29 protein-coding genes are annotated in these 25,481 nt (G+C 68.5%); 13 read left to right on the top strand and 16 right to left on the bottom strand.

The features are described 5' to 3' along the window. Positions 1-159 precede the first annotated feature (159 nt). Both U3A55_RS01615 and U3A55_RS01610 read left to right on the top strand, forming a co-directional pair. Complete coding sequence (locus U3A55_RS01615) at positions 160-399, top strand: DUF5798 family protein (protein WP_330989772.1); 240 nt, start codon at positions 160-162, stop codon at positions 397-399. 27 nt (positions 400-426) lie between these two features. Beyond that, positions 427-1,407: a PLP-dependent cysteine synthase family protein gene (locus U3A55_RS01610; protein ID WP_330989771.1), complete on the top strand. Its 981-nt coding sequence runs from the start codon at positions 427-429 to the stop codon at positions 1,405-1,407. Positions 1,408-1,448: 41 nt separating this feature from the next. Here U3A55_RS01610 and U3A55_RS01605 read toward each other — a convergent pair whose 3' ends face one another. From U3A55_RS01605 to U3A55_RS01595, 3 genes are all read right to left on the bottom strand, one after another. Continuing rightward, positions 1,449-1,859: a CoA-binding protein gene (locus U3A55_RS01605; protein WP_330989770.1), complete on the bottom strand. Its 411-nt coding sequence runs from the start codon at positions 1,857-1,859 to the stop codon at positions 1,449-1,451. 31 nt (positions 1,860-1,890) lie between these two features. Continuing rightward, positions 1,891-2,721 (bottom strand): geranylgeranylglycerol-phosphate geranylgeranyltransferase, encoded by an 831-nt coding sequence (locus U3A55_RS01600; protein WP_330989769.1) that lies wholly within the window; start codon positions 2,719-2,721, stop codon positions 1,891-1,893. Positions 2,722-2,840: 119 nt separating this feature from the next. Beyond that, positions 2,841-3,035: a cold-shock protein gene (locus U3A55_RS01595; RefSeq protein ID WP_145848151.1), complete on the bottom strand. Its 195-nt coding sequence runs from the start codon at positions 3,033-3,035 to the stop codon at positions 2,841-2,843. 126 nt (positions 3,036-3,161) lie between these two features. Between U3A55_RS01595 and U3A55_RS01590 the strand changes: the two genes are divergently transcribed. From U3A55_RS01590 to U3A55_RS01575, 4 genes are all read left to right on the top strand, one after another. After that, positions 3,162-3,842: a carbonic anhydrase gene (locus U3A55_RS01590; protein WP_330989768.1), complete on the top strand. Its 681-nt coding sequence runs from the start codon at positions 3,162-3,164 to the stop codon at positions 3,840-3,842. A gap of 76 nt (positions 3,843-3,918) precedes the next feature. Next, complete coding sequence (locus U3A55_RS01585; RefSeq protein ID WP_330989767.1) at positions 3,919-4,401, top strand: Lrp/AsnC family transcriptional regulator; 483 nt, start codon at positions 3,919-3,921, stop codon at positions 4,399-4,401. Between the two features lie 178 nt (positions 4,402-4,579). Further along, positions 4,580-6,064 (top strand): proton-conducting transporter transmembrane domain-containing protein, encoded by a 1,485-nt coding sequence (locus U3A55_RS01580; RefSeq protein WP_330989766.1) that lies wholly within the window; start codon positions 4,580-4,582, stop codon positions 6,062-6,064. Beyond that, the gene (locus U3A55_RS01575) at positions 6,054-8,504 is read left to right on the top strand and encodes a DUF2309 domain-containing protein (protein ID WP_330989765.1); all 2,451 of its coding nucleotides are present in this window, start codon (positions 6,054-6,056) and stop codon (positions 8,502-8,504) included. The genes U3A55_RS01580 and U3A55_RS01575 overlap by 11 nt, the downstream gene beginning before the upstream one ends. 80 nt (positions 8,505-8,584) lie before the next feature. Here the strand turns inward: U3A55_RS01575 and U3A55_RS01570 are convergent, their stop codons facing one another. From U3A55_RS01570 to U3A55_RS01560, 3 genes are read right to left on the bottom strand one after another with little or no spacing between them, the layout of a single operon-like run. Continuing rightward, the gene (locus U3A55_RS01570) at positions 8,585-8,926 is read right to left on the bottom strand and encodes a hypothetical protein (protein WP_330989764.1); all 342 of its coding nucleotides are present in this window, start codon (positions 8,924-8,926) and stop codon (positions 8,585-8,587) included. Between the two features lie 52 nt (positions 8,927-8,978). Beyond that, on the bottom strand, positions 8,979-9,314 hold the full coding sequence (locus U3A55_RS01565) for a chorismate mutase (RefSeq protein ID WP_442978249.1): 336 nt from the start codon (positions 9,312-9,314) through the stop codon (positions 8,979-8,981). Beyond that, positions 9,242-10,105, bottom strand: a complete 864-nt coding sequence (locus U3A55_RS01560) for a shikimate kinase (RefSeq protein WP_330989763.1) — start codon at positions 10,103-10,105, stop codon at positions 9,242-9,244. Before U3A55_RS01560 ends, U3A55_RS01565 begins: the two co-directional genes overlap by 73 nt. A 92-nt stretch (positions 10,106-10,197) precedes the next feature. Here U3A55_RS01560 and U3A55_RS01555 point away from each other — a divergent pair, with 92 nt between their 5' ends. After that, entirely contained in the window at positions 10,198-10,617 is a 420-nt protein-coding gene (locus U3A55_RS01555; RefSeq protein ID WP_330989762.1) for a DUF5796 family protein, read from the top strand. On the opposite strand, the gene U3A55_RS01550 is transcribed toward U3A55_RS01555, so the two are convergent. From U3A55_RS01550 to U3A55_RS01535, 4 genes are read right to left on the bottom strand one after another with little or no spacing between them, the layout of a single operon-like run. Beyond that, positions 10,618-10,752, bottom strand: coding sequence for a DUF7128 family protein (locus tag U3A55_RS01550; RefSeq protein ID WP_264476819.1), 135 nt, complete (start codon positions 10,750-10,752; stop codon positions 10,618-10,620). Between the two features lie 32 nt (positions 10,753-10,784). Continuing rightward, on the bottom strand, positions 10,785-11,444 hold the full coding sequence (locus U3A55_RS01545; protein ID WP_330989761.1) for an ABC transporter ATP-binding protein: 660 nt from the start codon (positions 11,442-11,444) through the stop codon (positions 10,785-10,787). Position 11,445: 1 nt separating this feature from the next. Beyond that, positions 11,446-12,513, bottom strand: coding sequence for an ABC transporter permease (locus U3A55_RS01540; RefSeq protein WP_330989760.1), 1,068 nt, complete (start codon positions 12,511-12,513; stop codon positions 11,446-11,448). Next, positions 12,514-13,593 (bottom strand): hypothetical protein, encoded by a 1,080-nt coding sequence (locus U3A55_RS01535; RefSeq protein ID WP_330989759.1) that lies wholly within the window; start codon positions 13,591-13,593, stop codon positions 12,514-12,516. Between the two features lie 114 nt (positions 13,594-13,707). Here U3A55_RS01535 and U3A55_RS01530 point away from each other — a divergent pair, with 114 nt between their 5' ends. Genes U3A55_RS01530 through U3A55_RS01520 form a run of 3 tightly spaced genes read left to right on the top strand, consistent with a single transcriptional unit; the run spans position 13,708 to position 16,091 of the window. Further along, positions 13,708-14,391 (top strand): HAD family hydrolase, encoded by a 684-nt coding sequence (locus tag U3A55_RS01530; RefSeq protein ID WP_330989758.1) that lies wholly within the window; start codon positions 13,708-13,710, stop codon positions 14,389-14,391. A 39-nt stretch (positions 14,392-14,430) separates the two neighbouring features. Then, positions 14,431-15,528, top strand: a complete 1,098-nt coding sequence (locus tag U3A55_RS01525) for a sensor histidine kinase (protein WP_330989757.1) — start codon at positions 14,431-14,433, stop codon at positions 15,526-15,528. Further along, positions 15,525-16,091, top strand: a complete 567-nt coding sequence (locus U3A55_RS01520; protein WP_330989756.1) for a response regulator transcription factor — start codon at positions 15,525-15,527, stop codon at positions 16,089-16,091. The genes U3A55_RS01525 and U3A55_RS01520 overlap by 4 nt, the downstream gene beginning before the upstream one ends. Here U3A55_RS01520 and U3A55_RS01515 read toward each other — a convergent pair. Continuing rightward, the gene (locus U3A55_RS01515; RefSeq protein ID WP_330989755.1) at positions 16,088-18,919 is read right to left on the bottom strand and encodes a DEAD/DEAH box helicase; all 2,832 of its coding nucleotides are present in this window, start codon (positions 18,917-18,919) and stop codon (positions 16,088-16,090) included. The two genes, U3A55_RS01520 and U3A55_RS01515, sit on opposite strands and share 4 nt — an antisense overlap. Before the next feature lie 96 nt (positions 18,920-19,015). Here U3A55_RS01515 and U3A55_RS01510 point away from each other — a divergent pair, with 96 nt between their 5' ends. Beyond that, entirely contained in the window at positions 19,016-19,783 is a 768-nt protein-coding gene (locus tag U3A55_RS01510; protein ID WP_330989754.1) for a creatininase family protein, read from the top strand. Positions 19,784-19,923: 140 nt separating this feature from the next. On the opposite strand, the gene U3A55_RS01505 is transcribed toward U3A55_RS01510, so the two are convergent. From U3A55_RS01505 to U3A55_RS01495, 3 genes are read right to left on the bottom strand one after another with little or no spacing between them, the layout of a single operon-like run. Beyond that, the gene (locus tag U3A55_RS01505; protein WP_330989753.1) at positions 19,924-20,661 is read right to left on the bottom strand and encodes a metallophosphoesterase; all 738 of its coding nucleotides are present in this window, start codon (positions 20,659-20,661) and stop codon (positions 19,924-19,926) included. Continuing rightward, positions 20,661-22,085 (bottom strand): hypothetical protein, encoded by a 1,425-nt coding sequence (locus U3A55_RS01500; protein ID WP_330989752.1) that lies wholly within the window; start codon positions 22,083-22,085, stop codon positions 20,661-20,663. Before U3A55_RS01500 ends, U3A55_RS01505 begins: the two co-directional genes overlap by 1 nt. After that, complete coding sequence (locus tag U3A55_RS01495) at positions 22,082-23,353, bottom strand: Single-stranded DNA binding protein (protein WP_330989751.1); 1,272 nt, start codon at positions 23,351-23,353, stop codon at positions 22,082-22,084. Before U3A55_RS01495 ends, U3A55_RS01500 begins: the two co-directional genes overlap by 4 nt. A gap of 89 nt (positions 23,354-23,442) precedes the next feature. On the opposite strand from U3A55_RS01495, the gene U3A55_RS01490 reads away from it, so the two are divergent. Together U3A55_RS01490 and U3A55_RS01485 are read left to right on the top strand one after the other, a co-directional pair. Next, positions 23,443-24,123, top strand: a complete 681-nt coding sequence (locus U3A55_RS01490) for a 2,5-diamino-6-(ribosylamino)-4(3H)-pyrimidinone 5'-phosphate reductase (protein WP_330989750.1) — start codon at positions 23,443-23,445, stop codon at positions 24,121-24,123. 81 nt (positions 24,124-24,204) lie between these two features. Continuing rightward, the gene (locus U3A55_RS01485) at positions 24,205-24,954 is read left to right on the top strand and encodes a CehA/McbA family metallohydrolase (protein ID WP_330989749.1); all 750 of its coding nucleotides are present in this window, start codon (positions 24,205-24,207) and stop codon (positions 24,952-24,954) included. A 1-nt stretch (position 24,955) separates the two neighbouring features. On the opposite strand, the gene U3A55_RS01480 is transcribed toward U3A55_RS01485, so the two are convergent. Then, positions 24,956-25,237 carry a DUF7545 family protein gene (locus tag U3A55_RS01480; protein WP_330989748.1) on the bottom strand — a complete coding sequence of 94 codons (282 nt, stop codon included), beginning with the start codon at positions 25,235-25,237 and terminating at the stop codon, positions 24,956-24,958. 22 nt (positions 25,238-25,259) lie between these two features. Beyond that, a complete protein-coding gene (locus U3A55_RS01475; protein ID WP_330989747.1) occupies positions 25,260-25,478 on the bottom strand; it encodes a hypothetical protein in 219 nt (72 codons plus the stop codon). Positions 25,479-25,481 lie beyond the last annotated feature (3 nt).

Here is a 25,481-nt window from a genome sequence, read left to right as displayed (position 1 = left end):
GGGCCCCCCGTAATTCTCCTGGGGGGGGGGGGGGGGGGCGGGGCCAAACCGCCCGGCCTAGTCCACCTCAGGATAGTCGACACCCGCATAAGGGCCTTTCGCCTTCACGGGGTCTCGCGCGGCGGAAGACCCTTGAACGTCCCGTTCGCTTGAGTGAGTATGGGATTCGGAGGAACCGCGAAGAAGGTCCAGAAGCTCGCGGACGTGGCTGACTCGCTGCAGGCGCGCGTCAAGTCCATCCGCGAGGACGTCGAACAGACCCAGGAGACCGTCATCGACACGAACGAGCGCGTGGAGGCGCTCGAACGCGAGGTCGCACGTCAGGGCGAACTCCTCGACGCCATCGCCGCCGAACTCGACGCGGATACGGGCGAGTCGGCGGGGGATGACAACGCCTAAAGAACGCGCGGCGATAGGAGGGAGTAGATGACGACGCACCGCGAACCCCTCGATTCGGTTCTCGACACGGTGGGGGAGACACCGCTGGTTCGCGTTCACGAGTCGCCCGACGAGGCACCCGTGTACGCGAAACTGGAGTCGTTCAATCCCGGCGCGAGCGTGAAAGACCGCATCGGGAAGTACATGCTCGAACAGATGCTCGAACGCGGGGACATCGCGCCCGGCGGCACGGTCATCGAACCCACCGCCGGAAACACCGGCATCGGGTTCGCGGTCGCCGCGCGCCAGCTCGATCTGGACGCGGTGTTCGTCGTGCCCGAGCGGTTCAGCGTGGAGAAACAGACGTTGATGCGCGCGCTCGGCGCCGAAGTCATCAACACGCCGACCGAGGACGGGATGGAGCGCGCCATCGAGCGCGCGCACGAACTCGCCGGCGAACTCGAGAACGCCGCCGTCCCCCAGCAGTTCTCCAATCCGCTGAACGCGGAAGCCCACTACGAGACGACCGGCCCGGAGATTTACGACGCGCTCGACGGCGAAGTCGGCGCCATCGTCGCCGGCTGCGGCACCGCGGGCACGCTCATGGGGACCGCGCGCTACCTCCGCGACCAGAACCCCGACACGTACGTCGTCGCCGTCGAACCCGAGGGCTCGCTCTACGCGCGCCTCGAAGGCGACCACGTCGAGGAGGACGAGTACAAGACCGAGGGTATCGGCACGCACAACCCTGCGACGAACGAACTGTTCGACCCCGAGTTCGTCGACGACGTGATTCAGGTGTCCGACGAGGCCGCCCACCACGAACTCAAGCGCCTCGCCAGCGAGGAAGGCCACCTCGTCGCGTCGAGCGCCGGCGCCGCGAGCGTCGCCGCCTGTCAGGTCGCCGACGATATCGCCGACGGAATCATCGACGCGCCCCACGACACCGTCGCCACCATCTTCCCCGACTCCAGCGAACGCTACCTCTCCAAGGACATCTACGGAAGCTACGCCGAGTGGGAAGGCTAACCGAGAAAACTCGATTTATCACCGATTCGCGGTCCAGTGACCTAGCCGAGTAGCCGCCGGTGTTCGACTTTCATGCACTTGTCCTGGACGAAGCGGAGGCCGGCGTTCTCGGCCATCTCGGCGGCCTCGTCGTTGGTGATGTCGAGCTGGAGCCAGACGGCTTTCACGTCGTCGCGCGCGATGGCCTGTTCGACGATTCCGGGGGCTTCGTCGCCGGGCCGGAACACGTCCACGAGGTCGATTTCCTCCGCCACGTCGTCGAGGGAGTCGTAAGCCCGTTTGCCGAGGATTTCGTCGGCGTAGGGGTTGACCGGGATGACCTCGTAGCCGTGCTCGATGAGGTACTTCGGGATGTCGTGGGCGGCCTTCCCGGGCGTGCTCGAACACCCGACGACGGCGATGGTGTCGTACTCGAGTATCTCGCGGAGTTCGTCGTCGCTCTCGACGGGCATAGTAGGAGGGAGGGGCGCGAGCGGGATAAGTTCAGAGGGCGGCGGCGCGGCCGACGAGGAAGGCGACGACGGCGAGGAACATCCCGTACTTGAGGAGGGACTGGCCGCGGGTCGGGTCGCTGAAGGACTCGTAGGTCGCGTACAGCATCGCGATGTCGGCGATGGCGACGACGGCGAGGTAGGGCGCGCCGAAGACGTTCCAGAGGTAGGGGAGGGGGCTGGCGAGGACGGCGACGACGAGCGCGAGCGCGGCGACGACGAGCGCGCGACGTTCCCCGATGGCTATCGGGAGCGTGTTCAATCCCTCCTCGCGGTCGCCCGCGATGTCCTCCACGTCCTTCACGACCTCGCGCGTGAACGTGGAGAGCGCGGCGAGCACGCACAGGACGGCTCCGGCGGCCACATCGCCGACCGCGGCCGCGCCGAAGAGGAACGTGCTCCCGACGAGGTAGGCGACGACGAAGTTCCCCGCGCCCGGGAGGCCCTTCAGGTACTCCGTGTAGACGAGGAGCGCGACGAGGTTCACGCCGGCGATGGCGATGGCGAGAACGGGGAGAACGAGCGCGCACACGATAGCGCCGCCGAACAGCGCGAGGCTGAACGCGAGCGCGCCCCGGGGCGACACCGCGCCGCGCGGAATCGGGCGGTCGGGCTGATTGATGGCGTCGATGTCGCGGTCGAAGTAGTCGTTGATGGCGTTCCCCGCCGCGATAGCGAGCATCGTCGCCGCGACCGCCGCCACCGTGTGGAACGGATAGTCGGCCGCGCCGCCCGCGACGAACGCGCCGACGAACGTCAGCACGCCCGCGGCGACGACGTTCCCGGGTCGCGTCAGCTCGACGACGCCGCGAACCGTGGACATACAACGTCGTCACTCGCCGGTGAGTATAAAACAGTCGTCTCGACACAGTGTCGAGACGCGAACGCTACCGCTGGCGTTCAAAAAGTCGGTTAGTTAGTAGAAGTCCGGAAGAACTCGCCTTAGAGGCGGGTGACGTTCTTCGCGCGGGGGCCCTTGGGGGCGTCCTCGATTTCGAACTCGACCTCAGTGCCTTCTTCGAGGTCCGGGCCGCCGACGTCTTCCATGTGGAAAAACACGTCCTCGTCCTCGTCCTCAGTCTCGATGAATCCGTAGCCGCCAGTATCGTTGAAGAAATCAACTTTTCCGCTTGCCATTACAAACGATTGTATGCCCCGTTTGCGTATAAGGCTTCCGAGAGTCGGCGTACCACGACGCACGGCGGAGCGGAGTCCGTCCCCGGGGAGGCGAGGTTTCTAACCGGGGCGTCCCGTCCGTCTCGTATGGACACGCTCGCCGCGTTGCTCGCCGGGAACGACGCGCACGTCGCCGGGTTCCGCGACCGGTTCGACGACGTGCAGGACGTGCAGCGTCCGGAGGCGGTGACGGTCTGCTGTTCCGACTCCCGCGTCCTCCAGGACCACATGTGGGGGAACGACCGGCCCGGTCGCGTGTTTACGTGTTCGAACATCGGGAACCGGGTTGTCCAGCGCACCGGCGCGGGCACGGTCGTCTCCGGGGACGTACTCTACCCCATCGCGCACACCGGCACCGACCTCGCCGTCGTCGTCGGACACTCGGGGTGTGGCGCGGTCACCGCTACCTACGACGCCATCACGACCAATATCGTCGACGAACCGCCGGGCATCCAACACTGTATCGGCCTCCTGCGGCCCGAACTCGACCCCTGCGTCGAGCGCCTCCCGGACGACCGCGGGCGCGCGGACGCCGTGAACGACCTCGTGGAGTGCAACGTCGACCGCCAGGTGGCCGCGCTCCGCGAGAGCGAGGACGTGCCGGCGTCCGTCACGGTGGCGGGCGTCGTCTACGACTTCCAGGACGCCTACGACGGTGCTCGCGGCGAACTGCACGTCGTCAACGTGGACGGCGAACGCGACCCCGACACGCTCCGCGACCGACATCCCAGAATCGCCACTCGCGTCCAGCGCCGCGTCACGCACTGAGACGACCGCACGGCCGAGGCAGGAGCACAGGTGTGGCAGGCGAAGCGCCTTATGCGCGCAGGGGTAAACGGAGCGCATGGCCGAGTACGAGCTCGACGATATCGACCGAGAGATCGTCTACGCGCTCCAGAAGGACGCTCGCAACCTCTCGTCCGCCGAAATCGCCGACCGTACTGACGCGTCGTCGAGCACGGTGCGAAAGCGCATCCAGCGCCTCGAATCGGAGGGCGTGATCAAGGGGTACAGCGCGAACGTGGATTACCAGAAGTCGGGGTATCCGCTCCGGATGCTCCTGTTCTGCACGGCGCCGATTCCGAAACGGGGAGAGCGCATCCAGGACATCCTCGACATCCCGGGGGTCGTGTCGGTGCAGGAGTTGGTCACGGGCGAGGAGAACCTGCTCGTGACGGTCGTCGGCCTCACCGACGAGGACATCACGACGGTCGCGAACGCGCTCCTCGACATGGAGTTGACCGTTTCGGACGAGGTGCTCGTGCGGAGTCACGAGACGACGCCGTTCGACGACCTCACTCGGGAGCGCACCCCGAGCGACGAGTAACCCCCGAATCCCTCATTATAGAACATTCTGTTCCCACCCTGCCTTATTGGGAACAATTTGTTCATACCAAAGCCTATAATAACCATTCTGTTCGTACAGTTGGGTAAGACGGACCAGTTCGCTCACGAGACGGCTCCGACTGGCGGGGTCGCTGGCCCGTGCGGCGGGAACTCGAACGATGACCGGACACTCACGCGCGAACGACTCGGTACAGCTCCCGGAGACGACGGCGTCCGCTTCGGGGGTAGCGCGAGCGACGACCGCCGCCGTCTGGGCGCTGTTCGCTCTCAGCGTGGCGACGGCCGCCCACTCGGTCGCGAGCGGTTCCACGTGGCGGGTGCCGGGCTACGTCGTCGTGGACGGCCTGACAGCGGTCGTCTGGGTCGCCGTCACGTTCTTCAGCGGCATCGTTCACTCCTACTCCCGGCGGTACATGGCCGGTGACGCCGCCATCGACCGGTTCTTCGCGCTGACGTTCGGCTTCACGCTCGCAGTGATGGTCGTCGCCGCCGCCGACCACGTCGCGCTGTTCACCGCTGCGTGGCTGGCGATGGGGGTGACGATGGCCGAGCTCATCGGGCACGCCCGCGAGTGGACGCAGGCGCAGGCCGCCGAGACGCTCACACGTCGCTACTTCCTCGCGAGCGGCGGTGCGCTCGCCGGCACGCTCGCGCTCCTCGCGTGGGCGACCGGGACAACCACTGTTTCAGGCATCCTCGCAGGAGCCGGCGGCCTCTCCCCCGAAGTCACCTGGGTCGCAATCGGCGGGCTGTTCCTCGCGGCGATGATTCAGTCCGCGCTGGTCCCCTTCCACGACTGGCTGCTGTCGTCGATGACCGCGCCGACGCCCGCGTCCGCCCTGATGCACGCCGGGTTCGTGAACGCCGGCGGCATCCTCCTCACGCGCTTCGCGCCCGTGTTCGCGGACATCCCGGCGGCGCTGGCGGTGCTCGTCGTCGTCGGGGCCGCGAGCGCCCTCCTCGGGCAGGCGCTCCTGCTCGTCCGCCCCGACGTGAAGCGCCGGCTCGGCGGCTCCACCGTCGCCCAGATGGGCTTCATGATACTCCAGTGCGGCCTCGGGTTCTTCGCCGCCGCCATCACCCACCTCATCCTCCACGGCTTCTACAAGGCCTACCTGTTCCTCTCCTCCGGAAGCGCCGTCGAACGGACCGCGCCCGCAGAGGACTCCGCGGACGGCGTGACGCTCCCGTCGCTCGTCGTCGGCCTCGGTGCGGCCGCGGTCGGCGGCGCGGTGTTCGTCGCGCTCACCGGAAAGGGCGCGGAACCGGACTCCGGCCTCGTCCTCGCCTTCCTCGTCGCCCTGACGGCGCTGCACGCGGCCCGCGACGCCCTGGAGCGCGCGAACCTCGCCCCGGGCGCGGCGCTCGTCGCCCTCCCCGTCATCGTCGTCGTCCCCGTCGCCGTCTACGGCGTCCTGTTCAACGCCATCGCGGCCGCGCTCGCGGGCGTGCCGATGACGCACGCGCCCACCGACCTCTCGGTCGTGCACGCCGCCGTCGCCGCCGCCTTCCTCGCCGCGTACCTCGCGGTCGAACTCGGCTGGCACACATCGAGCAAGCGGCTCTACGTCGCCCTCCTGAACCTCTCACAGCCGGCCCCAGAGACGGAACTCACCACCGCGGAGGACTACAATGACGCGTGAAGACCACTACCTCGCGAGCAGTATCGAGCGCGCGGCGGAGAACGTCGGCGCGGTCTGGCCGCTCCACTCGTTCGTCACCGCGAACCCACTCTCCGGGTTCGAAGACCGGCCGTTCCATCAGGCCGTCGCGGAGGCCGAGCGGCTGTTCGGCGGCCGCGGCTACCCCTCTCCCGACGTCTTCCGGCAGGCCTGGAAGACCGGACGAATCGACCCGGACGCGCTGTCGAGCGTGCTGGACGACCACGGCATCGACGACGACCCGGAAACCCTGCTCGACGAGATGGAAGCGAACGCGGAAGACACCACGAACGCCGTCTCTCGCTCCGAAACGGACGCGGAGGAGGCGGTCGACCGCGTACTGTCGAAGTGGCTAACCGCCTTCCTCGACCAGGGGCAGGCGAAGTGGTCGATGCCGAACCGCGACGCCGGGTTCTACGCGGCGTGGCGCGAGATGGCTCCCCACGACGCCGAGATACCGGACTGCGACCGGCCGTCCGACCTCCCGGAGACGCCGATAGACGCGCTGGAGCGCGTGCTCTCCGAATACCCGCAGGGCGAGTGGGAGACTGTGTTCGAGCACCAGCTCGCCGCGCTCCCCGGCTGGACGGGCTTCATCAAGCAGCGCGCGGGCGACGACGCGGACCCCTGGCAGTCCGGGCACCCGATTTCGCTGACCGAGTACCTCGCGGTGCGGCTGCTGCTCGCGGAACGCCTCGACGCCCCGCTCCTCCCGGACGACCCCGCGGAGGCCGCCGCGAGCGAGGACGCTCCGCTTCCCGAACTCTGGCTGACCGCGTGGGAGCACAGCCACCGCGAACGCCTCCTCAGCGCGGTGTCCGACCCCGACCCCGACGAGCGCGCGACCGGCGAGCCTGAGGTCGAGAGTGAACGCGGAGCGGCGGAGCGGCCGGACGCGCAGTTCGTGTTCTGCATCGACACGCGCTCTGAAATCATCCGTCGGCACGTCGAAGCCGTGGGCGACTACGAGACGTACGGCTACGCCGGGTTCTTCGGAATTCCGATGCGCTATCAGGGGTACGACGCGGACGCCGCGGGGGACGCGTGTCCGCCCATCGTGGACGCCCAGCACCGCATCACCGACCGGCCGGTCGCGGACGCCGGGGACGCGCGGGAGCGCTACGACCGCCGGCAGGGCCTCCTCGACGCGGGGCGGAGCGTGCTCAAGACGCTGAAGTCGAACGCGGCGACGGCGTTCAGTTTCGTGGAGAGCGCCGGCCCGTGGTACGGCGCGGCGCTCGCGGCGCGCACGCTCCTCCCCGGCCGCGTCTACGACGCGCTCCACGACACCGACTACGCGCCCGCCGAACGCGAGTTCTGCGAGCCCGCAATCGACTACAACCCGGACGCGGTGCACGCGCTCCGCGAGGGCCTGTCGTTCGAGGAGAAAGTCGAGTACGCCGAGGACGCGTTCGAGTTGATGGGCTGGGAGGAGTTCGCGCGCCTCGTCGTGTTCACGGGGCACGCGAGCCAGACGACGAACAATCCCTTCGATTCGAGCCTCGACTGCGGCGCGTGCGCCGGGAACGCCGGCGGCCCGAACGCCCGCGTGCTCGCCGCCATCTGCAACGACGACGACGTGCAGGCGGAGCTGCGCGAGCGCGGGTTCGACGTGCCCGCGGACACCGTGTTCCTCGCCGCCGAACACGACACCACCACCGACGACATCACGCTCTTCGACGGGAGCGTTCCGGCGAGCCACGCGGACGACCTCGAACGCGTGCGGAGCGACCTCGCGGACGCCCGGGAGCGCGCGGCCGCGGAGCGGACGGACGCGATGACCGGCGACGCCGCGGACGGCGTTCGGGAGACCGAGCGCCGGGCCGCCGACTGGGCGGAGACCCGCCCCGAGTGGGGGTTGGCCGGGAACGCCTCGTTCGTCGTCGGGCCGCGCGAGCTAACCGCGGACGCCGACCTCGACGGCCGCACGTTCCTCCACTCCTACGACTGGCGCGCGGACGCTGAGGGGGACGCGCTCGAAGCTATCCTCACCGGCCCGCTCGTCGTCACGCAGTGGATAAACAACCAGTACTACTTCGCCACGGTGGACAACGCGGTGTACGGGAGCGGGTCGAAGGTGACCCAGAATCCCGTCGGGAACGTCGGCGTGTTCCAGGGGAACGGCGGCGACCTCATGACCGGTCTCCCCCTCCAGTCGCTGTACGCCGACGCCGACACCCCCTACCACCAGCCGCTCCGCCTCACCGCGGTCGTTCACGCGCCCGTCGACCGCGTCACCGACCTCCTCCGCGACCACGACGAACTCACCCGGCTCCTCGACAACGGCTGGATACACCTCACCGTCCTCGACCCAGAACAGGAGAACGCGCCGCTCCACTATCAGGGCGGCCTCGAATGGGACACGGAAGACGAACTCGTGGCCGACCCGCCCCGGCAGACGGTGTCCGCCGACGCGGACTAGAACGGGAACACCCATTCAGAACCTATCGTGAGAGGAGGCTATTCCGGCCGGGTCTCGGCTGGCGGTAGCGCGCTCGGGTATTACTCGTCGTGAGACAGTCCGTTCGGTTCGACGAGGGCGATCCGCACCCAGTCGCTGTCGACGCTTACGATGACGATATCCACTCCGTGTTTCTCGGCGATTCGCTGGATAGGCGCGGGCGCGAACGCGGGGTCGGTCGGAACTGCGGACCCGAACGGGAGCGCGTCGAGGAGTTTCCACGGATAGGGAAGGTTCTCCCGCTTCAACCGGCCGTCCCGTCCGATTTTGCCGACGAGCCACGACCCAGAAAGACCCGGCACAGCGGTCTCTCCGGTATCGAACGCGAAACCCGGATAGCCTGCCTCGTCCAAGTCGCGCTCGACCTGTTCCCACGTGACCATCGGCAGTGAATACGGGCCTATTCAGGATATCGCTTACTGAACGGAGGACGGACTATCGCTGTTCGCGCTGTTCTATCTTGTTCAGTTCGATGAGGAGGCGGAAGATGGCTTTCACCATGTTCTCGTCCACGTCGTAAGTGTCGGCGTAGCGGCCGGCGCGTTCCATGACGGCGTCTTCCTGTTCCTCGTCGGTGGTGGCGAGGCCCTGGTCTTCCTTGACCTGGGCGACGCTGTCCGCGACGTAGGTGCGGCGCGCGATGAGTTCGACGAGGTCGTGGTCGATCTCCTCGATTTCCTCGCGGAGTTCGTCGAGGGTCATGTCGTCAGTACGCGGCCGCCGGTCGTTCGTGTCGTCGTCAGTAGCGTCGTTCCGGGTCTCTCGTTCCATAGTTCTCGTACCTCGTTGAGGGCGTCTTCGGGGCCGACGGCGACGTGGCTGGGGCCGGTGCCGGAGAGGCTGACGCCGTCGGCGAGCGGGAGGGCGTCGACGGCGGGGGCGGTGGGTTGGTCGAGCGCCGCGCAAAAGGCGAAGCCGTTGACGGTCATCGCGGTCTCGTAACGCCCGGCGAGCGCGAGTTCCGCCACGAGTTTCGCGACGGGCGCGATGCGCGCGCAGCGGTCGGCGTCGGCGTCCGCGCTGTACGCGCGCTCCGGGGGCGTCCAGACGAGGACATCCCAGTCCACGTCGTCGCGGGCGAGCAACGCGTCCTCGGTATTGTCAGTGACGGTGAGGCCGCCGAGCATGCTCGCGCTCGCGTCGTCGAACGCGCCCGTCACCGTCACGCCGGTCTCGCGGGCCGCCCGCACGCCGAGCAGCGCGGCGTCTTCGAGCGTCACGTCGTCGGCGACGCCGAGCGCGGAGAGCGTCGCGAGCACGGTGGCGTTCGCGGCGGCGCTCGAACTCTTCAACCCCGACGCCATCGGAATCTCGCTCTCGGTCTCTACGACGCCGCCGACCCCGGGGTCGCCGTACTCCTCGCACGCGAGTTCGACGCAGCGCTCGATGAGCGCGGTGTCGGCGTCCGCGTCCTCCGCGACCGTCCCCGTCACCGACTCCGCGTCGGGGTCGAGCGCGACCTCGGCGGTGACGGTGAGGTCGATGGCGAACGCGGACCCGCGGCCGGTGGCGAGCGCGTTGAGTACGGTGCCCGCGGCGGGCGCTTCGGCGCGGCCGTCCATACGGGAGAGTGGGCGAGTCGACGCTTCAAGGTGGCGGTGGCGTCAAACCCTCGACCCGCGGGCCTTTTCCCCGCGCGGCGTCGAGAACGCGTATGAGCGGACGTAGCGACGTAGCGCCGGACACGCTGGACGTGGAACTCGCCGAGGACGGCGTCGCGGTGGAGTACGCGGACGGACGGCGGACGTTCTACCACGGCGTTCCCGAGAAGGTCGAGGGGACGTTGCGCGCACAACCCGGTCGGGACGTGCACGTGCTCGTCACCGACCCCGACGGGACGGAGGGCGCGCTGACGTACGTGAACGACCGGATGACGAGCGACGAGATACTCGCGGACACCGGCGTGGGACGCGTCCTCCTCGGAGCGGACGAGGAGAAACCGGTGTTCCCGGGTGTGACAGTGCGCCGGGACGGGTACGCGGTCGAGGTCGAGGCCGACCCCGAAGCGGCGGGCGGGCGCGTGTTCGTCTTCGAGGAGGACGAGATGAGCGAGTACAGCTACGAGTTCGCCTGACTACTGGAGGTAGGAGGGGTCCTCCGCGTCGCAGTTCTCCTCGTGTTGTGCGGCGTCGTCGGGGTCGTCGAACATCAGCCCACATTTCTCGCAGGCGTACCACGTCATGTCGTCGCGCGTCGTCTCTTCGACCATACTCGTGGTTCCGCCCGCTATCCCCAAAACCGTTACCCCCACCCGTGCTCTCGCAGGGCGCGCTCGTACGCCGTGCCGGGGTCGCTCCCGAAGTCGTCGCGCGACAGATCCGCGACGACGCGGCCGAGCGACATGACGGTGAGCCGGTCGGCAAGGCCGTCGAACCGGTCGAGGTTGTGCGTGGACGCGAGTACGTACCGGTCGTCGGTCGCGTAGGATTCGACGGTGTCCACGATGGCGTCCCGGGTGGCGGGGTCGAGGTCGGCGAGCGGTTCGTCCAGGACGAGCACGCGCGGGCGGTCGAGGAGGGCGAGCGCGAGGTCGAGGCGCTTCCGGTAGCCGTCGGAGAGCGCGCTCGCGGGGCGGTCGCGCATCGGTTCGAGGCCGAGGCGGTCCTCCAGCGTCGCGCGCCACTCCCGGGGTTCGTCGGCGAACCCGGCGAAGACGGCGAGGTTGTCGGCGACGGTGAGGTCGTGGTAGACGCTCGGCGTCTGGAACGCGTAGTTCACGTCGCCCGGCACGTCGACGGTGCCGGCTGTGGGGCGGGTGAGACCAGCGAGACACCGCAACAGCGTGGTCTTCCCGCTGCCGTTCGGGCCGGCGAAGCAGTGGACGCCGGGCGCGAAGTCGAGCGTCACGTCGTCGACTGCGACTACGTCCCCGTAGCGCTTGGTGAGGTTCTCGACGCGCATCTCAGGCACCCCGTTCGTAGTATCGGACGCTCCCCGCGAACAGGACGCAGCAGACCGCGAGCGTTCCAAGCAGGATGGCGAAGGTGTCCGCGTAGGCGGTGAGCGGTTGGCCGCGGAGCGTGAACCCGCGCGCGGCGACCATCGCGTGATAGGTCGGGAGGAAGGTGACGAAGTCGCGGCGCGCGACGGAGAAGAACCCGCGCGGGTAGGCGAGCCCGGAGAACGCGAGGCAGAACAGGAGGACGGCGAGGTTCGCGAGCCGTCCCCACGCGGAGAAGCGGAGCGCGACGGTGACGGCGGCGGCGAGCGTCCCGGCGGCGAGGAAGCAGAGCGCGTACACGACGATGACGCTCGGTCGCAGGAACCCCACGGGAGTGCCGAGGTATCGGCTCGCGAGGTCGAACACCGCGACGGGCGCGACGAGCAACACGGTGAACGCGGCGAGTTTCGTCGCGACGACCCGAGAGAGCGAGGATTCGAGGCGGAGGCGGTCGATGGCGGCCTCCTCGGACGCGAGGTTATAGGGGAGGTAGGCGAACGCGACGAGCAGCACGAGCACGAACAGGAACGTCGGCAGCAGGTACGCGGAGAGCGAGCGCTCGCGTCCGACGACCGTGTACGCGGTCGAAACGGGACGGTCGACGAGCGAGGAGAGACCGCGCTCCGCGACGTTCGCCAGCACCTGCGCGGGCTCCAGGTAGGGGACGACGCTTCCGGAGACGAACAACTCCACCGTCGTCCGGCCCGTCCCCGTGGTGAGGTCGGCGGGCGCGGTGACGACCGCGTACACGCGTTCGCGGGAGAGCGCCTGCATCGCCGCCGTACGCGACTCGTAGATGCTCGGGTCGCTGAACAGCGTCACCGCCCCGCGCACCACCTCGAGGTCGTCCTGCGTCACGCCCGGTCCCGCCGGCGCGACCGCGACCTGCACGGACTTCGGGAGCACGTGCTCGAACGCGAGCGTGCCGTACACGAAGAGCGCGGGCACGACGACGAACAGAACGAACAGGGGGAGTTTCTTCCGCCAGCCCCAGCGGAGTTCCTTCCGGAGGAGCGGCGGGAGTCCCATCTACGCGGTCGCGGTCGTCGTGGTCGAGCCGTCGGCGCTCGACTCGTTGTACGCGCTCTCAATCGCGTCCTCGATGTTGGACGCGGCGTTCTCGTAGGAGAGCGTGACCGTCGTGCCCTCGCTCGTCACCTCGATTTTGTCGAGGGTTTCGGCGGCGGCTTCCTCGGACGCGAGTTCGTACGCGGCTATCCCGCCCTGCAGCACCTGCATGATGTTCGTCGCGGCGCTGCTCGTGTTCGTCACGACGTGCGTGACGCCGCCGATGTCGGTGTCTTCGGCGTAGAACGCGCCCGACAACACCTGCACGGCGTTCAGGGTCTCGGTGCCGAACTCCGCCCCGGAAGCCGCGTACGGGCCGGGGTTGATCTCCTGCTGGGGGACGGTCATCGCGAACTTCACGTAGCCCGCGCGGGTGTCCGCGAACGTCTGCCGGAGGTCGCCGCTCACTGCGGGCGCGTCACCGGCGCGAACGTCCACAACGGCCTTCACGGCTGATTCCGTGCCGGTGACGAACGTGCCGTCACCGAGCCAGCCGACGACACTCCCGCTCGCGAACTCCGAATCGGGAACCCAGAGCGTCGTGTTCCCGTACGTCTCCGTCGAGAACTCCGCCCCGGTCTGGTTCGTCACCGCTGACTCCAGTTCCGTCTTCGAGAGCGAGGACGTGACGAGCGCGCCGTTGAACGACCCGGACGCACTGTCAGCCTGCTCGCTCGCGTTCGAGAACACCGTCATAGTCCCGAACTGGCTCGCGGACACCCCCGTGTCGTTCGCGGTGTCGTTGATGGCCTCGGAGACCGACGTGGGGCCGGAGTAGTAGGGCGACGTCTCGTTCAGTTCGCCGTAGTACGTGTTCGCGACGCCGCGGAGCGTGTCGTCTTCGAGCATCCCGGCGACGTCAACGAACGCGAGCGAATCGACGTTCGCGGGCACACTATCCAGTTTCGCGGCCTCGCTCGCGCTCCCGCCGTCGTCGGCGGTGAGACCGGCACAGCCGGCGGTCGAAACGAGCATCGCGACGGCGAGCACGACGGCGACGGACCGCGCGCCCGCGCCACCGCGGAGGGAGGGCACTCTCATACGCCCGGCTTCCGTCGGGATTCCTATAACGGTTTTCCAACACGCTCGCCGACACCCCGAATCGCCGGCCCGGTTCGCCGCACGTGTTTTCCCCCGGCCGACCCTACCGGGGGTATGGCCGCGGTCATCTTCGACATGGACGGCGTCATCGTCGACACGGAGCGCTACTGGAAGGACGTCATCGAGCGAGTTATCGACGAGCTCGTCGTCGACGGTGACGACCTCGAACCGACGGACCTCATCGGCATCAACGTCCACGACCAGTACGACCGCCTCCGCGACGAGGGGTACGACCTCACCGTGGACTCCGCCGACGAGTACTTCGACTTCTACGACGCCCACGCGGAAGCGGTCTACACCGAACACGCCGACCTCATGCCGGGCTTCCACGCGCTCCTCGACGACCTCGACGAGCACGGGGTGCCGCTCGCCGTCTGCACGTCCTCCTACCCGCACTGGGTGGAGATGGCGTTCGACCGCTTCGACCTCACCGACCGGTTCGACGAAGTGGTGTCCGCCGCCGACCTCGACATCCCGGGGAAGCCCGAACCGGACCTCTACGAGGTGACGATGGACCGCCTCGGCGTCACCGCCGACGAGACGGTAGTCGTCGAGGACTCCGAGAACGGCATCCGCGCCGCCGACCGCTCGGGCGCGTACGTCATCGCGTACGAGGCCGACGAAGCCGGCGAGATGGACACGTCCGCCGCGGACGAAGTCGCCACGTCCGCGAGCGACCTCCGCGAACGCCTACTCGGCGCGCTGGACGCGCGCGACCGCAGGCCGTCACGTTCATAGGCACCAATCGAGTGTCTGTACGCAACGGCCAGCCCGCTCATGGACGCATCAGACCACCCAGTCGACGCCGGCGGCGAGACCGCCGTGAACGCGGGAGAGGACACCGACTACGACCACATGATTCACGGGAAGGGCTTCTTCGAGACGCTCGTCGAGAACGGCTCCGACGCCATCATCACCATCGACGAGTCCTCGAAGATCCTGTACGCGAACCAGAGCGTCGAGCGGGTGTTCGGCTACGAGCCCGGCGAACTCATCGGGAGCGACCTGACGAAGGTGATGCCGGACCGCCTCCAGCAGTCACACTACAACGCGCTCAACGACTACGTCGAGTCCGGCGACCGGACGATGAACTGGAACGACATCGAGATTCCCGGTCAGCACAAAGAGGGTCACGAGGTCCACCTCTCGGTGACGTTCGAGGAACACCCCTACGAGGACCGCCGGGTGTTCTCCGGCATCATCCGGGACATCTCTGAGCGCATCGAGCGCGAGCGACAGCTCGAACGGAAGAACGAACAGCTGGAGAAGTTCGCGAGCATCGTCAGTCACGACCTCCGCGACCCGCTGAACGCCGCGCAGGCGCGGCTGTCGCTGGCGAAGGCGCACGCCGAGGGCGGCGAGACCTACATGGAGGAGGTCGAGGAGATACACGAGCGGATGGGCGCCCTCATCGACGACGTGCTCACGCTCACGAAGGAGGGCCGGGCGGTCGGTGAGACCGAGCACGTCGCGCTCGAACCGATAGCGCGCGATGCGTGGCAGACCGCGGGCGCGGACACGGCGACCCTGGATATCGACGACCCGAACCACGTCGAGGCCGACCCGGAGCGAGTGCGGACGGTGTTCGAGAACCTCTTCGGGAACGCGGTCCGGTACGCCGGCGAGGACGCGCACGTCCGCGTCGGCCAACTCGGCGACGGGAACGGCTTCTTCGTCGCCGACGACGGCCCCGGGATTCCCGAGGAAAAGCGGCGGGACGTGTTCGAGTACGGTTACACGGACTCCGAGGACGGCACCGGGTTCGGGCTGAACATCGTGAAGTCCATCGCGGACGCGCACGGCTGGAACGTCGAGCTAACCGAGAGCGAGGAGGGCGGCGCTCGCTTCGAATTCTGCGCCCCCGCGATAGAATGACCGACGACGACGGGACCCCGGTCGTGCTCGCGGTGGACGACGAGGAGCGCGTCACCGAGGCGTACTCGCTCTGGCTGCCCGACGAGTACACCGTTCTCACCGCGGTGGACGGCGAGCAGGCGCTCTCGATGCTGGACGAAACGGTCGATGTGGTGTTGCTCGACCGCGAGATGCCGAACATGCACGGCGACGAGGCCCTCGACCGTATGCGCGAGCAGGGCTACGACTGCCGGGTCGCGATGGTGACCGGCGTCGAACCCGACGTGGACATCATCGAGATGGGGTTCGACACCTACCTCACGAAGCCCGTGACGGGCGAGGACCTCCGGGAGGTCGTGGAGGACTTGCTGTCGCGGGCGACGTTCGACTCGCGCTCCCAGCGCTTCTTCGCGCTCGTGGCGAAACAGTCCACGCTCGAAACCGAACTCACGCGGAGCGAACTCGACGCGAACGAGGAGTACCAGGAGCTCACCCGGGAGGTCGAGCGGCTTCAGGAGGAACTCGACGAGACGCTCACGTCGATGGGTGCGGAGGGCGTGGAAGCGAGCTATCGCGACATCTAGTCCCAGAACGCCTTCGTTCGCGCGTACTCGCGCTCGCGTTCGAGGATGTCCCGGTAGAAGTCGGCCTCGTTCTCGCGGTGGTTGTTGATGATGCGCGCGGCGTTCTGCGGGCCGACCCCGCGAGCGACGAGCGCCTTCACCGCCTTCGTCCCGTGGCCCTGCACGAGGCTCGCGTTCCGGTAGACGCGCTCGGTTCGCTTCTCCTGCTCGTCGTCCTTCTCGTCCGCCCGCACCGCCGTGACGGCGTCGTCCGCCCACGGACTCAGCGCGGCTATCATCGTCGACCCGCAGCGCGGACACTCCGGCTGGTCCTGCACCCGGGAGACCTTCGTCTCCTGCTCCCAGTCCTGGCAGTGCACGCAGAACAGCCGCACGCGGTCGTCCTCGATGCGGTCCTTCACGGTGTTGATGACGCTCGCGTCCGCGTTCTCGGGCGTGAGGAGTTCCTGGCCGGACGACCGGCCGCCGACGCCGATAGCGGTGCGCCGGCCGTGCACGACGAGGTCGAGGTCGCCGGACTGGAGCCGGGCGAGCACGTCCCGCGCGCGCTCCACGTCGAGGTCAGTGTGGAAGACCTCCCGCATCGCCTCGTCGTAGACCGGCGTGTCCTCCAGGGCGGCCATCACGCGGTTCAGGCCGACGCCGTCCCGGCCCTTCCACCGCTTGAGCGCGCCGAACTTCGCCGCGACGTGACTCAGCGTGAACTTGAGCGCGTCCGACTTCTTCAGCGAGAGTTCGAGCAGCGGCCGGATGTGGTCGGGGTCGGTCTCCTCCAGAACCTCCAGTACGTCGCTCGCGCGGATTCCCTGCGGGACTTCGAGCGAGATGCGGTACGGCCCCACATCGAGTCCGACCGAGGAGCCGGTGCGCTGACCGAGGAGGGCGGAGAGCAGTCGACCGAGCGTCTCGTTCGCTCGGTGGCCGAGCGCGGCGTTCACCACGATGTCGCGGCCCTGTGACTCCACGACGACGCGGTCGTCGGTCGGCACGGGCGCGCCCGCGTCGACCGTTCGCTCCACGGGGTCGAGCGCCCGCTCCGCCGTGTAGGCGTCCGTCGGATACCGCTCGACCAGGTCGCGCGCCACCGACTCCACGCCAGCGCCCGACTCGAACTGCGGGCCGACGACCTCTCGAATCTCCCCGACCTCCTGCGCCACGTCGTACGGCACCGGAATCTCCGACCCGGTCCACGACGGCACCTCCCCCGAGGGGTCCTCGATGGGACTGACCTCGACCCGGCCCTCCTCCTCGTCCACCTCGGCGATGCGCCACATCTCGCCGCGCTGGATGAACGACGCGCCGGGTTCCGCGAAGTTCACGACGAACCGCTCGTCCAGCGTCCCGACCTGCCGGCCGGACGCCACGTCGTACACCTCGTACGTCTCCTCGTCGGGTATCATCGAGAGGTTCGCGTAGTAGTACTGCCACGTCCCCCCGGACGTCTCGATGGTGTCCGACTCCTCGTCCAGCCACAGCACGCGGTTCCGGCTGAGCTCCTCCACGACCGCCTTGAACGTCTCCTCGTCGAGGTGGCGGAACGGGTACGCGCGCGTCACGATTTGGTACGCACGATACGCCTTGAGTTCGCCGAAGTCCATCAGCAGGCCCACGATTTGGTTCGCGACGGTGTCGAGGCTCCCGTGGTGAATCGGCGTCTCCTCCACGTCGCCCTCGGCGGCCCGACGGGCGATGGCGAGCGCCTCCAGCGTGTCGTCGGGATGGCCGGTGACGATGGTGCCGTGCGAGACTTCGTCGCGGCGGTGGCCGGCGCGCCCGACGCGCTGGAGGAGGCGCGCGACCTCCCGCGGACTCGAATACTGGACGACGTGGTCGATGCGACCCACGTCGATGCCGAGTTCCATCGAACTCGTGCAGAGCAGGCCGTCCAACTCCCCGGCCTTGAACTGATCCTCGACCTCGATGCGGGCCTCCTTCGAGAGACTGCCGTGATGGACGCCGATGTTCGCGCCGAATTCCTTGAACCGCGACCCGAGCGCCTCCGCCGTCTGTCGCGTGTTCACGAACACCAGGGTGGAGTCGTGCTCGTCGACTATCTCCCGTATCGCGCGGACGTGGCTCGCGACCTCGGGACTCGTCAAGAGTTCGTTCGACAGCCGCTCGTCCGACTCCCGCACCCGGGGTTCGCGGACCGTGAACTCCACCTGCGAGGTCACGTCCACCTCCACGATGTCGCACTCCCGGCCGCCCGTGAGGAAGTTCGCGACCTCCCGCGGGTCGCCGACGGTCGCCGAGAGACCGATGCGCTGGAAGTCGTCCGCGAGCTCGCGGAGGCGTTCGAGGCCAATGGTGAGCTGGGCGCCGCGCTTCGCACCCGCGAGTTCGTGCACCTCGTCCACGACCACGTGGTGCACGTCCGAGAGCGCGCGCCGCAACTTCTCCCCAGTCAACATCGCCTGCAGCGTCTCCGGCGTCGTCACCAGCACGTCCGGCGGGTCGTTCGCCTGCTTGGTGCGCTGGTACTGCGTCGTGTCCCCGTGCCGAACGTCCACCTCGATATCCAGTTCCTCACCCCACCAGTCGAGACGCTCGCGCATGTCGCGGTTCAACGCCCGCAGGGGCGTGACGTACAGCGCGCTGATGCCGAACCGCGGCTCCGCCTCCGCGATGGCCGACAGCACCGGCAGCATCGCCGTCTCCGTCTTGCCCGTTCCCGTCGGCGCGATGACGAGGCCGTCGTGTCCCGCCACCAGCGGCGGAATCGCGCGCTGCTGCGGCTCCGTCGGCGTGCTGAACCCACGCTCCGAGAGCGCGCTCCGAACCGGCGCCGAGAGCCGGCTGAACGCGTCGACCACGCCCGCATCGCTCATACAGAAATAGTGGGCTGGCGGCCGGATAAGCACACCGTGAGCGTGCTACCGTGCCGCATCCGCGGGCTACTTGGGGCCGGGCGTCGAGACGCCGATATGTACGTTGCAGACGAGGCGTGGCCGGACCTGGAGGGCGAACTCGACGGCACCGTCGCGCTCGTCCCGCTCGGCTCCACGGAACAGCACGGCCCCCACCTCCCCGAGGGGACCGACCACCTCATCGCGGAAGCGTTCGCGCGCCGCGCCGCCGACCGCACGGGCTTTCTCTGCACGCCCACCGTGAACGTCGGCGTTAGCTCCCACCACCGCCAGTTCCCCGGGACGATGTGGGTCGACCCGCCGGCGTTCCGGGACTACGTCGAGTCATTCACCCGCAACCTCACCTACCATGGGGTTCGGAAGGTCGTGTTCGTGAACGCGCACGGCGGGAACGTCGAACACCTGCGCGAGGTCGGTCGCCGCCTTCGCGACGCCGAGGACGCCTACGCCGTCGAGTGGATGTGGAACGACTCCATCCCCGACCTCGTGGACGACGCGTTCGAGCACAACGGCCCGCACGGCGGCCCGAAGGAGACCGCGCTCATCCAGTACCTCCACGAGGACCTCGTGCACGACGACCGCCTCGAAGACGCACACGAGGGCGGCGTCGAATCCCTCGCCGACCTCGACACCGTGAAGCACGGCGCGCGAACGTTCTACGACGCGATCGAGAACAGCGAGAACGGCGTGTTCGGCGACCAGACCGACGCCACCCCCGAGAAGGGCGAAGCGCTGTTCGACGCCGCGCTCGATGAACTCTGCCAGCTCACAGGGTGGCTCGACGACCAGCCGTTCGCGGACCTCCTCCCGCCGGAGAGAGTGTAAATAGGAAGACGCAGCCAGACGTGGCGTGTTCTGAGAATCGCCGCGGGCCACCGACTCGATGCCGTCCAGACGGGGACGACACCCGACACGGGTACTGGCGACGCTATGGCCCGCGGACGCGGACGCGTCGGCCGCACGCCCTACAGGTAGCGGTAGTCACCGAGCCGCGTGCCGTCCAGGAGGTAGGCGTCCGCCGACGGCAGCGCCTCCGGAAGGAACGGCGCGAGGAACCCCTGTCCCTCGACGTTCACCCACGTCCCACCGCAGAGGTCGTTGAACGCCGGGCACACGACGAGCTCCGCGTCCACCGCCACGCGCTCTCCGAAGTGCTCGCGGAACGGCCCTTCGTCGAGCGGGCCGCGGAGCCACGCGCGCTCCACGCGCGACCCGCCGACCTCGTCCTCCAGCCGAACGGCCGGGTGTTCGTGTCCCGTGCAGACCACGTCCGCCGAGAGCACGTCCCGGCTCGGCCACGTGTGGCCGTGCACGAACCCCACGTCACCGAACCGCGCGCCAGTCCCGGGCGTCACCTCGATATCGAGCACGTCGTCGAGGTTGCCGTCGTGGTTCCCGCGAACGAGCGTCACCGGCACGGGACACTCCCGGACGAGCGTCTCGAGTTCCTCGCGCTCCGCGCCGTCCGGCGTTCCGATCTGGTGACCGAGGTCGCCAAGGAACACCACGCGCTCCACGCCGGTTCGCACGACGAGCGAGAGCACTCGCTCCCGGCGCGCGTCCGCCTGCGAATCGACTTCCAGTCCCTCGCGGCGGAGCGACCGCTCGATGCCCGCGTGGTAGTCCGCAACCACGAGCGCCGACTCCCCGCCGAGGTCCGCGACCGCTGCGGGCGCGTCCGGGACGGGTTCGACCCGCGCCATCAGATGGCCTTGAGCGTGTCCTCCCCGGACTCGTAGCACCGCCCGCTCATCAGCGCGCTCTGGATGGCGTCCTCAACGTCACCCGGGTCCGCGTCCGTCGCTTCGACGACCGTCCGAATCACCTCGTCGCGGTCGACGCCGTTGCCGGCGTCCAGGTCGTTCATCGTGTCCACGGCGAAGTCCTCCAGATCGCCTTCGAACACGTTCTCCCCCTCGTCGGCGACTCCCGCTTCCTCCTCGCCCGACGCGTCTTCGTCCGCGAGTTCGTCGGAGTCAGTTTCGGGTTCGATGTCGGCTTCGCCGGCCTCGGGGATTTCGTTTCCCGTGGAAAAGTCCATGTCGAACTCCTCCTCGATCTCCTCGCGCTCCTCCTCGTCGAACTCGTACATCTCGTCCGTGCCGGTCTCGAAGTCGCCGAGGCTCTCGGACTCCTCGGGCTCGGGTTCGACGGCCTCCGGTTCGGGCGCGGTGGACTCCGCGAGTTCCTCGGTCGTCCCGACGTCGCCGGCGTCCGTCGCCTCCGGCTCCGCCTCGACCGCCGAGCCCTCCGCAGTCTCGGCCTCGGATTCGCTCTCGGACTCCGCGTCCGAGTCAGTCTCGTGCTCGGGTTCGGACTCCGCCGCCGACTCGTCCGTCGGTTCGGACTCTGGTTCGGGTTCCGATTCGCTCGCCGGTGCCGAGTCGTCCGTGTCCGTCTCGGGTTCGAGGTCGGCGGCCAGGTCCGACTCGACCGCGCCGCCGGCGTCGGGGGCGGGCGTGGTCGTGTCAACCTCGTCGCGGTCGCCGGCGACGACCTCAGCGGCCTGCCGCGCGACGGTGCGGAGGTCGTCGAGATACGCTTCGGTGGTGCCGTAGTGGTCGATGGCGAGCGGGACGCCTGCCGCGAGGTCGGGACGGACGCCGGCCTCCGCGAGCGTGGCGCGGAGGTCGCTCCCGCGTTCCTCGCGGGCGAGCGCGTCCGCCAGCACGCCGATTCGCTCCGTCGTCTGTTCGGCGGTGCGGACGACCCAGCGGTCGCGGGTGTCCGCGTCCACCTCGCTGATGGACTCCGGGCGGACCGACGTGTAGACGGTGTCCGCGTCGTCGGGTTCGAACGTCCGCGCTTTCCCGGTGATAGCGACGAACGCGGGCGCGTCGAGTCGTTCGAGCGCCGCGAGCGCGTCCGGCTGGTACTGGCCGGCGTACACGACGAACGCACCAGTCGGGTCGACGATGCGCGCGCGCAGCACGTCGTCACTCACCTGCTCGACCTCCGTGAGTACGCCGACGACGAACAGGCGGTTCACGCGCGCTCCCGTCGGCGTGACGACGTAGTTCGGCGCGCGCTCTTCGTCGGATTCCGCGTAACTGAAGTCCGCGTCGTCGAACTCCGCGGCGAACACCCGCCACGCGACCTCCCGGCTCGGCCGGTCCTCTTGACTCATGCGTCCACCTCCGTGAGGAAGGCCTCGGCACGCGCAGCGGGGTCGTCGTCCGCGGGCCGGAACGCGGTCGCTTCGAGGTTCGCGCCGTACTCGTCCACGGAGAGATGGCCGCGCACGACGTACTCGCCGCCGACGAGTTCCTCGCGAATCGTGTCGGCGACGACTTCCTGGTCCATCGCGTCGCGCGCCTGCTCGCGAGCGTCTTCGATACCGCCGCCGTACACCTGCTCGGTGAGGTCGCGGCCGAGAATCGCGGTGGCGGTAGCGGTGCCGTCGTCGAGAATCGCCTTCACACGGAGGTCGTCCTCGCCGTCGACTTCACCGTGCTGGCGGCACTGTCCCTTCTGGGTGACGCGCCCGCACTCGGGACAGCGCTGAATGAGGCCGCTGCCGTCCCGGACTTCGAGGACGTTCCCATGGAGTTCCACGTCGTACGCGCCGCCACGACCGACGGCCTCTCGAATCTCCATCTGAGTGGGGCCGCCGAGTTCGATAGAGTCCGCGAGTTCGGTGACGGTGGAGAACTCGGAGACGTTCACGGAGGGGACGCCGCGGAACTCCCGGACGTACACGTCCTCGACGCGGACGGACGCGCCCTCGGTGAGTTCGTCGTGCGGGTTCCAGTCGGTGAACGGGAGGCGCGCGGTCTCGTCGCCGACGACGCCGGAGAGGATTTCGGTCTCGCCGTCCCGGCCGTCGATGGTCCGCGTCTCGACCTCCACGACCTGCACTTCGACGTTCCGCCCGCGGTCGCCCGCCCGCAGGTCCGCGAGGTCGCGGTCGCCCCCAGCCTCGTACGGCACGTCCAGCGAATCATCTGCTGATTCGACGGTTGAGGACTCCCCGAAGTTGAGTTCGGGCCGGCCCTCGTACTCGCGGACGCTCGCGTTCCCGATAGTGACGGTCTTCCCGGGTTCGAGGGCGAACTCCTCCCACGCGGTGTAGGAGATTTTCCCGGTTTCGTCGGCGAGTTCACCCTCCAGAATCGTGTGGTCGTCGCCCTGATAGCGAATCGAGCGCGTGCCGACCGTGAGGACGACGGCGGTGACGGTGACGCTCCCGCTGTCCGTGTCGATATCGGCGATGTCCGCGGCGGACGGGCCGGCGTTCTCGCCGCCGCCACCGCCGCCGTACTTGCGTCGGAGGCTCTGTTTCGCCTCGTCCACGGGGACGCTGTACTCGACTAAGTTCTCGAGTCCTTCCTTGACCTCCTGTTTGTCAACGCCGAGGTCGGAGGCGAGGTCCTCAGCATGGTCGTCGAGGTTCATCATCCGAGTGTTCGAACGGCGCAGATAAAAAGCGTTCGCGGAGTTCGCGGACCGAAATCCGTTTCTCCCGTCCTCCGTAACCCCGACCCATGCACGTCCGCGTGAACGCCGCGACGAGCGTCGACGGGAAACTCTCCACGCGGGAGCGCACCCAGTTCGCGATAAGCGGCGCGGAGGACTTCGCGCGCGTTGACGAACTCCGCGCGGACTTCGACGCCGTGATGGTCGGCGTCGGCACCGTACTCGCGGACGACCCCTCGCTCACGCTGAAGGACGCCGACCTCGCGGCCGCCCGAGCGGAACGGGGCGAGTCCCCGCACCCGGCGCGCGTCGTCGCGGACTCGCAGGCCCGCACGCCGACGGATGCGAGCGTCCTCGGCCCGGACGCCGACACGTACGTCCTCGTCTCCGAGAACGCCCCGCAGTCTCGGGTTCGCGAACTGGAGCGGGCGGGCGCGCAGTGCGTAGTCGCGGGTGACGCACGCGTCGACCTTCCGGCCGCTCTGGTGAAACTCGAAGCCGAGGGCGTGGAGCGCGTGATGGTCGAGGGCGGCGGCGAACTCCTCTTCTCGCTGTTCGCGGACGACCTCGTGGACGCGCTCTCGGTTTTCGTCGGTTCGATGGTCGTCGGCGGCCGCGACGCCCCCACGCTCGTCGACGGCGAGGGCTTCACCGACGACTTCCCCCGCCTCGACCTCACGGACGTGAAACGGCTGGACGACGGCGTCCTACTCACCTACGACGTACTCGGCCGAGGCGGTGCGGAGTGACGCGCTCGCGAGGACTCTCCGACCGAGTGGGGCGTCCGCTAGCCTGTAAGCATTTCACGGAGCGCGGTCTAGAGTGAGCAAATGGACGACCGCGTGACGCTCCGCGTCGACCCGCACGTGCACTCGGACGGGTCGTACGACGGCCACGAGCCCGTGGAACTCCTGCTGGAACACGCGAGCGACATCGGTCTCGACGCCATCGTCGTCACCGACCACGACGCCATCGAGGAGTCGCTGCGGGCCGCGCGGCTCGCGCCCGACTACGGGCTCGTCGGGATTCCCGGCGTCGAGGTGTCGACCCGGCACGGCCACCTGCTCGCCGTCGGCGTCACGGAACGCCCGCCGAAGGGCGAGTCCTTCGCGGACACCGCCGCCGCGATACGCGAACTTGGAGGTGCGGCCGTCGTTCCCCATCCGTTCCAGCGGAGCAGGCACGGCGTCCGCAAGCGCTACCTCGACGACACCGACGTGGACGCCGTCGAAGTGTACAACTCGATGCTGTTCACGGGCTACCGGAACCGCCGCGCGCGCCGGTACGCCCGCAACCGGAACTATCCCGGGATGGGGTCGAGCGACGCCCACCACGTCATGAACGTCGGGCGTGCGTACACCGAACTCGACGTGAACGCGCCCACGAAGGCAGCGGCGGACGCGAGCGACGTGGTCGAAGCCATTCGAACGGGGTCGACCGGCGTCCGCGGCCATCGAACACCCATCCACCGGAGTGCTCGCCAGTACGCGATGGGCGCCGTCAAGAAGGGACTGTTCGAGGTCACGTCGCGCACGCCGCTCGTGCCGACGGTGCCGTCGTCGTACGCCCAGCAGTTCTAGATTAGTGCTCGTGGCCGGTCGCTTCGCCGTACGTCATGCCGAAGCGGTCCTCGAACGCGTCGAGCATCTCGGATTCGAGGGACTGGATTTCCTCGCTCGGCTCGCCGTCGGAGTGGTGGGCGATGGCGTGCGCGCGGGACGTGAACGCCATCACGGCGATGTCGCCGACGACCTGCGCCGAGGACTCGTCCTCTTCCTCGCTCAGGAGGTCGATGAGGCCGGCGGGGAGTTCCACGTCGTCGCTGCCGTCAGGACCCTCGATGGTGAAGGAAACGGATTCCATACCCCATCGAGTACGTCCAGGACTACGAGTCCTGCGGTTCGCGGAAGCGTTCAACGGGCCCGCGGTCGAACTCCTCGTACCGTCCGCACGCCTTCAGCAGGCGGATGGTTCGCACGCGGTCGATGCGCGCGGCCTGCTGGAGTTCGAGAATCGTGTCGGCGGCGTCCACCATGTCGAGGAACTCCTCGAACGTGAAGGCGTCACTCCGCCGAATCAGGTCGTGTGGGTCGGCGGGACTCATTAA

It is taken from the genome of Salarchaeum sp. III, assembly GCF_036418315.1.
Classification (GTDB): domain Archaea; phylum Halobacteriota; class Halobacteria; order Halobacteriales; family Halobacteriaceae; genus Salarchaeum.
Note: the sequence above shows the minus strand (reverse complement) of the source record. Positions and strands in the feature narration are given on the sequence as shown.

Bases quoted from the DNA above. Each gene is read 5' to 3' on its own strand.
- U3A55_RS01585 (WP_330989767.1), top strand. From the start codon at position 3,919: ATGGCCGAGTACGAGCTCGACGATATCGACCGAGAGATCGTCTACGCG.
- U3A55_RS01525 (WP_330989757.1), top strand. From the start codon at position 14,431: ATGGACGCATCAGACCACCCAGTCGACGCCGGCGGCGAGACCGCCGTG.
- U3A55_RS01565 (WP_442978249.1), bottom strand. From the start codon at position 9,314: ATGGAACGAGAGACCCGGAACGACGCTACTGACGACGACACGAACGAC.
- U3A55_RS01500 (WP_330989752.1), bottom strand. From the start codon at position 22,085: ATGAGTCAAGAGGACCGGCCGAGCCGGGAGGTCGCGTGGCGGGTGTTC.
- U3A55_RS01520 (WP_330989756.1), top strand. From the start codon at position 15,525: ATGACCGACGACGACGGGACCCCGGTCGTGCTCGCGGTGGACGACGAG.
- U3A55_RS01610 (WP_330989771.1), top strand. From the start codon at position 427: ATGACGACGCACCGCGAACCCCTCGATTCGGTTCTCGACACGGTGGGG.
- U3A55_RS01510 (WP_330989754.1), top strand. From the start codon at position 19,016: ATGTACGTTGCAGACGAGGCGTGGCCGGACCTGGAGGGCGAACTCGAC.
- U3A55_RS01600 (WP_330989769.1), bottom strand. From the start codon at position 2,721: ATGTCCACGGTTCGCGGCGTCGTCGAGCTGACGCGACCCGGGAACGTC.
- U3A55_RS01535 (WP_330989759.1), bottom strand. From the start codon at position 13,593: ATGAGAGTGCCCTCCCTCCGCGGTGGCGCGGGCGCGCGGTCCGTCGCC.
- U3A55_RS01490 (WP_330989750.1), top strand. From the start codon at position 23,443: ATGCACGTCCGCGTGAACGCCGCGACGAGCGTCGACGGGAAACTCTCC.
- U3A55_RS01580 (WP_330989766.1), top strand. From the start codon at position 4,580: ATGACCGGACACTCACGCGCGAACGACTCGGTACAGCTCCCGGAGACG.
- U3A55_RS01545 (WP_330989761.1), bottom strand. From the start codon at position 11,444: ATGCGCGTCGAGAACCTCACCAAGCGCTACGGGGACGTAGTCGCAGTC.
- U3A55_RS01555 (WP_330989762.1), top strand. From the start codon at position 10,198: ATGAGCGGACGTAGCGACGTAGCGCCGGACACGCTGGACGTGGAACTC.
- U3A55_RS01550 (WP_264476819.1), bottom strand. From the start codon at position 10,752: ATGGTCGAAGAGACGACGCGCGACGACATGACGTGGTACGCCTGCGAG.
- U3A55_RS01605 (WP_330989770.1), bottom strand. From the start codon at position 1,859: ATGCCCGTCGAGAGCGACGACGAACTCCGCGAGATACTCGAGTACGAC.
- U3A55_RS01560 (WP_330989763.1), bottom strand. From the start codon at position 10,105: ATGGACGGCCGCGCCGAAGCGCCCGCCGCGGGCACCGTACTCAACGCG.
- U3A55_RS01475 (WP_330989747.1), bottom strand. From the start codon at position 25,478: ATGAGTCCCGCCGACCCACACGACCTGATTCGGCGGAGTGACGCCTTC.
- U3A55_RS01575 (WP_330989765.1), top strand. From the start codon at position 6,054: ATGACGCGTGAAGACCACTACCTCGCGAGCAGTATCGAGCGCGCGGCG.
- U3A55_RS01595 (WP_145848151.1), bottom strand. From the start codon at position 3,035: ATGGCAAGCGGAAAAGTTGATTTCTTCAACGATACTGGCGGCTACGGA.
- U3A55_RS01480 (WP_330989748.1), bottom strand. From the start codon at position 25,237: ATGGAATCCGTTTCCTTCACCATCGAGGGTCCTGACGGCAGCGACGAC.
- U3A55_RS01540 (WP_330989760.1), bottom strand. From the start codon at position 12,513: ATGGGACTCCCGCCGCTCCTCCGGAAGGAACTCCGCTGGGGCTGGCGG.
- U3A55_RS01590 (WP_330989768.1), top strand. From the start codon at position 3,162: ATGGACACGCTCGCCGCGTTGCTCGCCGGGAACGACGCGCACGTCGCC.
- U3A55_RS01515 (WP_330989755.1), bottom strand. From the start codon at position 18,919: ATGAGCGATGCGGGCGTGGTCGACGCGTTCAGCCGGCTCTCGGCGCCG.
- U3A55_RS01505 (WP_330989753.1), bottom strand. From the start codon at position 20,661: ATGGCGCGGGTCGAACCCGTCCCGGACGCGCCCGCAGCGGTCGCGGAC.
- U3A55_RS01530 (WP_330989758.1), top strand. From the start codon at position 13,708: ATGGCCGCGGTCATCTTCGACATGGACGGCGTCATCGTCGACACGGAG.
- U3A55_RS01570 (WP_330989764.1), bottom strand. From the start codon at position 8,926: ATGGTCACGTGGGAACAGGTCGAGCGCGACTTGGACGAGGCAGGCTAT.
- U3A55_RS01485 (WP_330989749.1), top strand. From the start codon at position 24,205: ATGGACGACCGCGTGACGCTCCGCGTCGACCCGCACGTGCACTCGGAC.
- U3A55_RS01495 (WP_330989751.1), bottom strand. From the start codon at position 23,353: ATGAACCTCGACGACCATGCTGAGGACCTCGCCTCCGACCTCGGCGTT.
- U3A55_RS01615 (WP_330989772.1), top strand. From the start codon at position 160: ATGGGATTCGGAGGAACCGCGAAGAAGGTCCAGAAGCTCGCGGACGTG.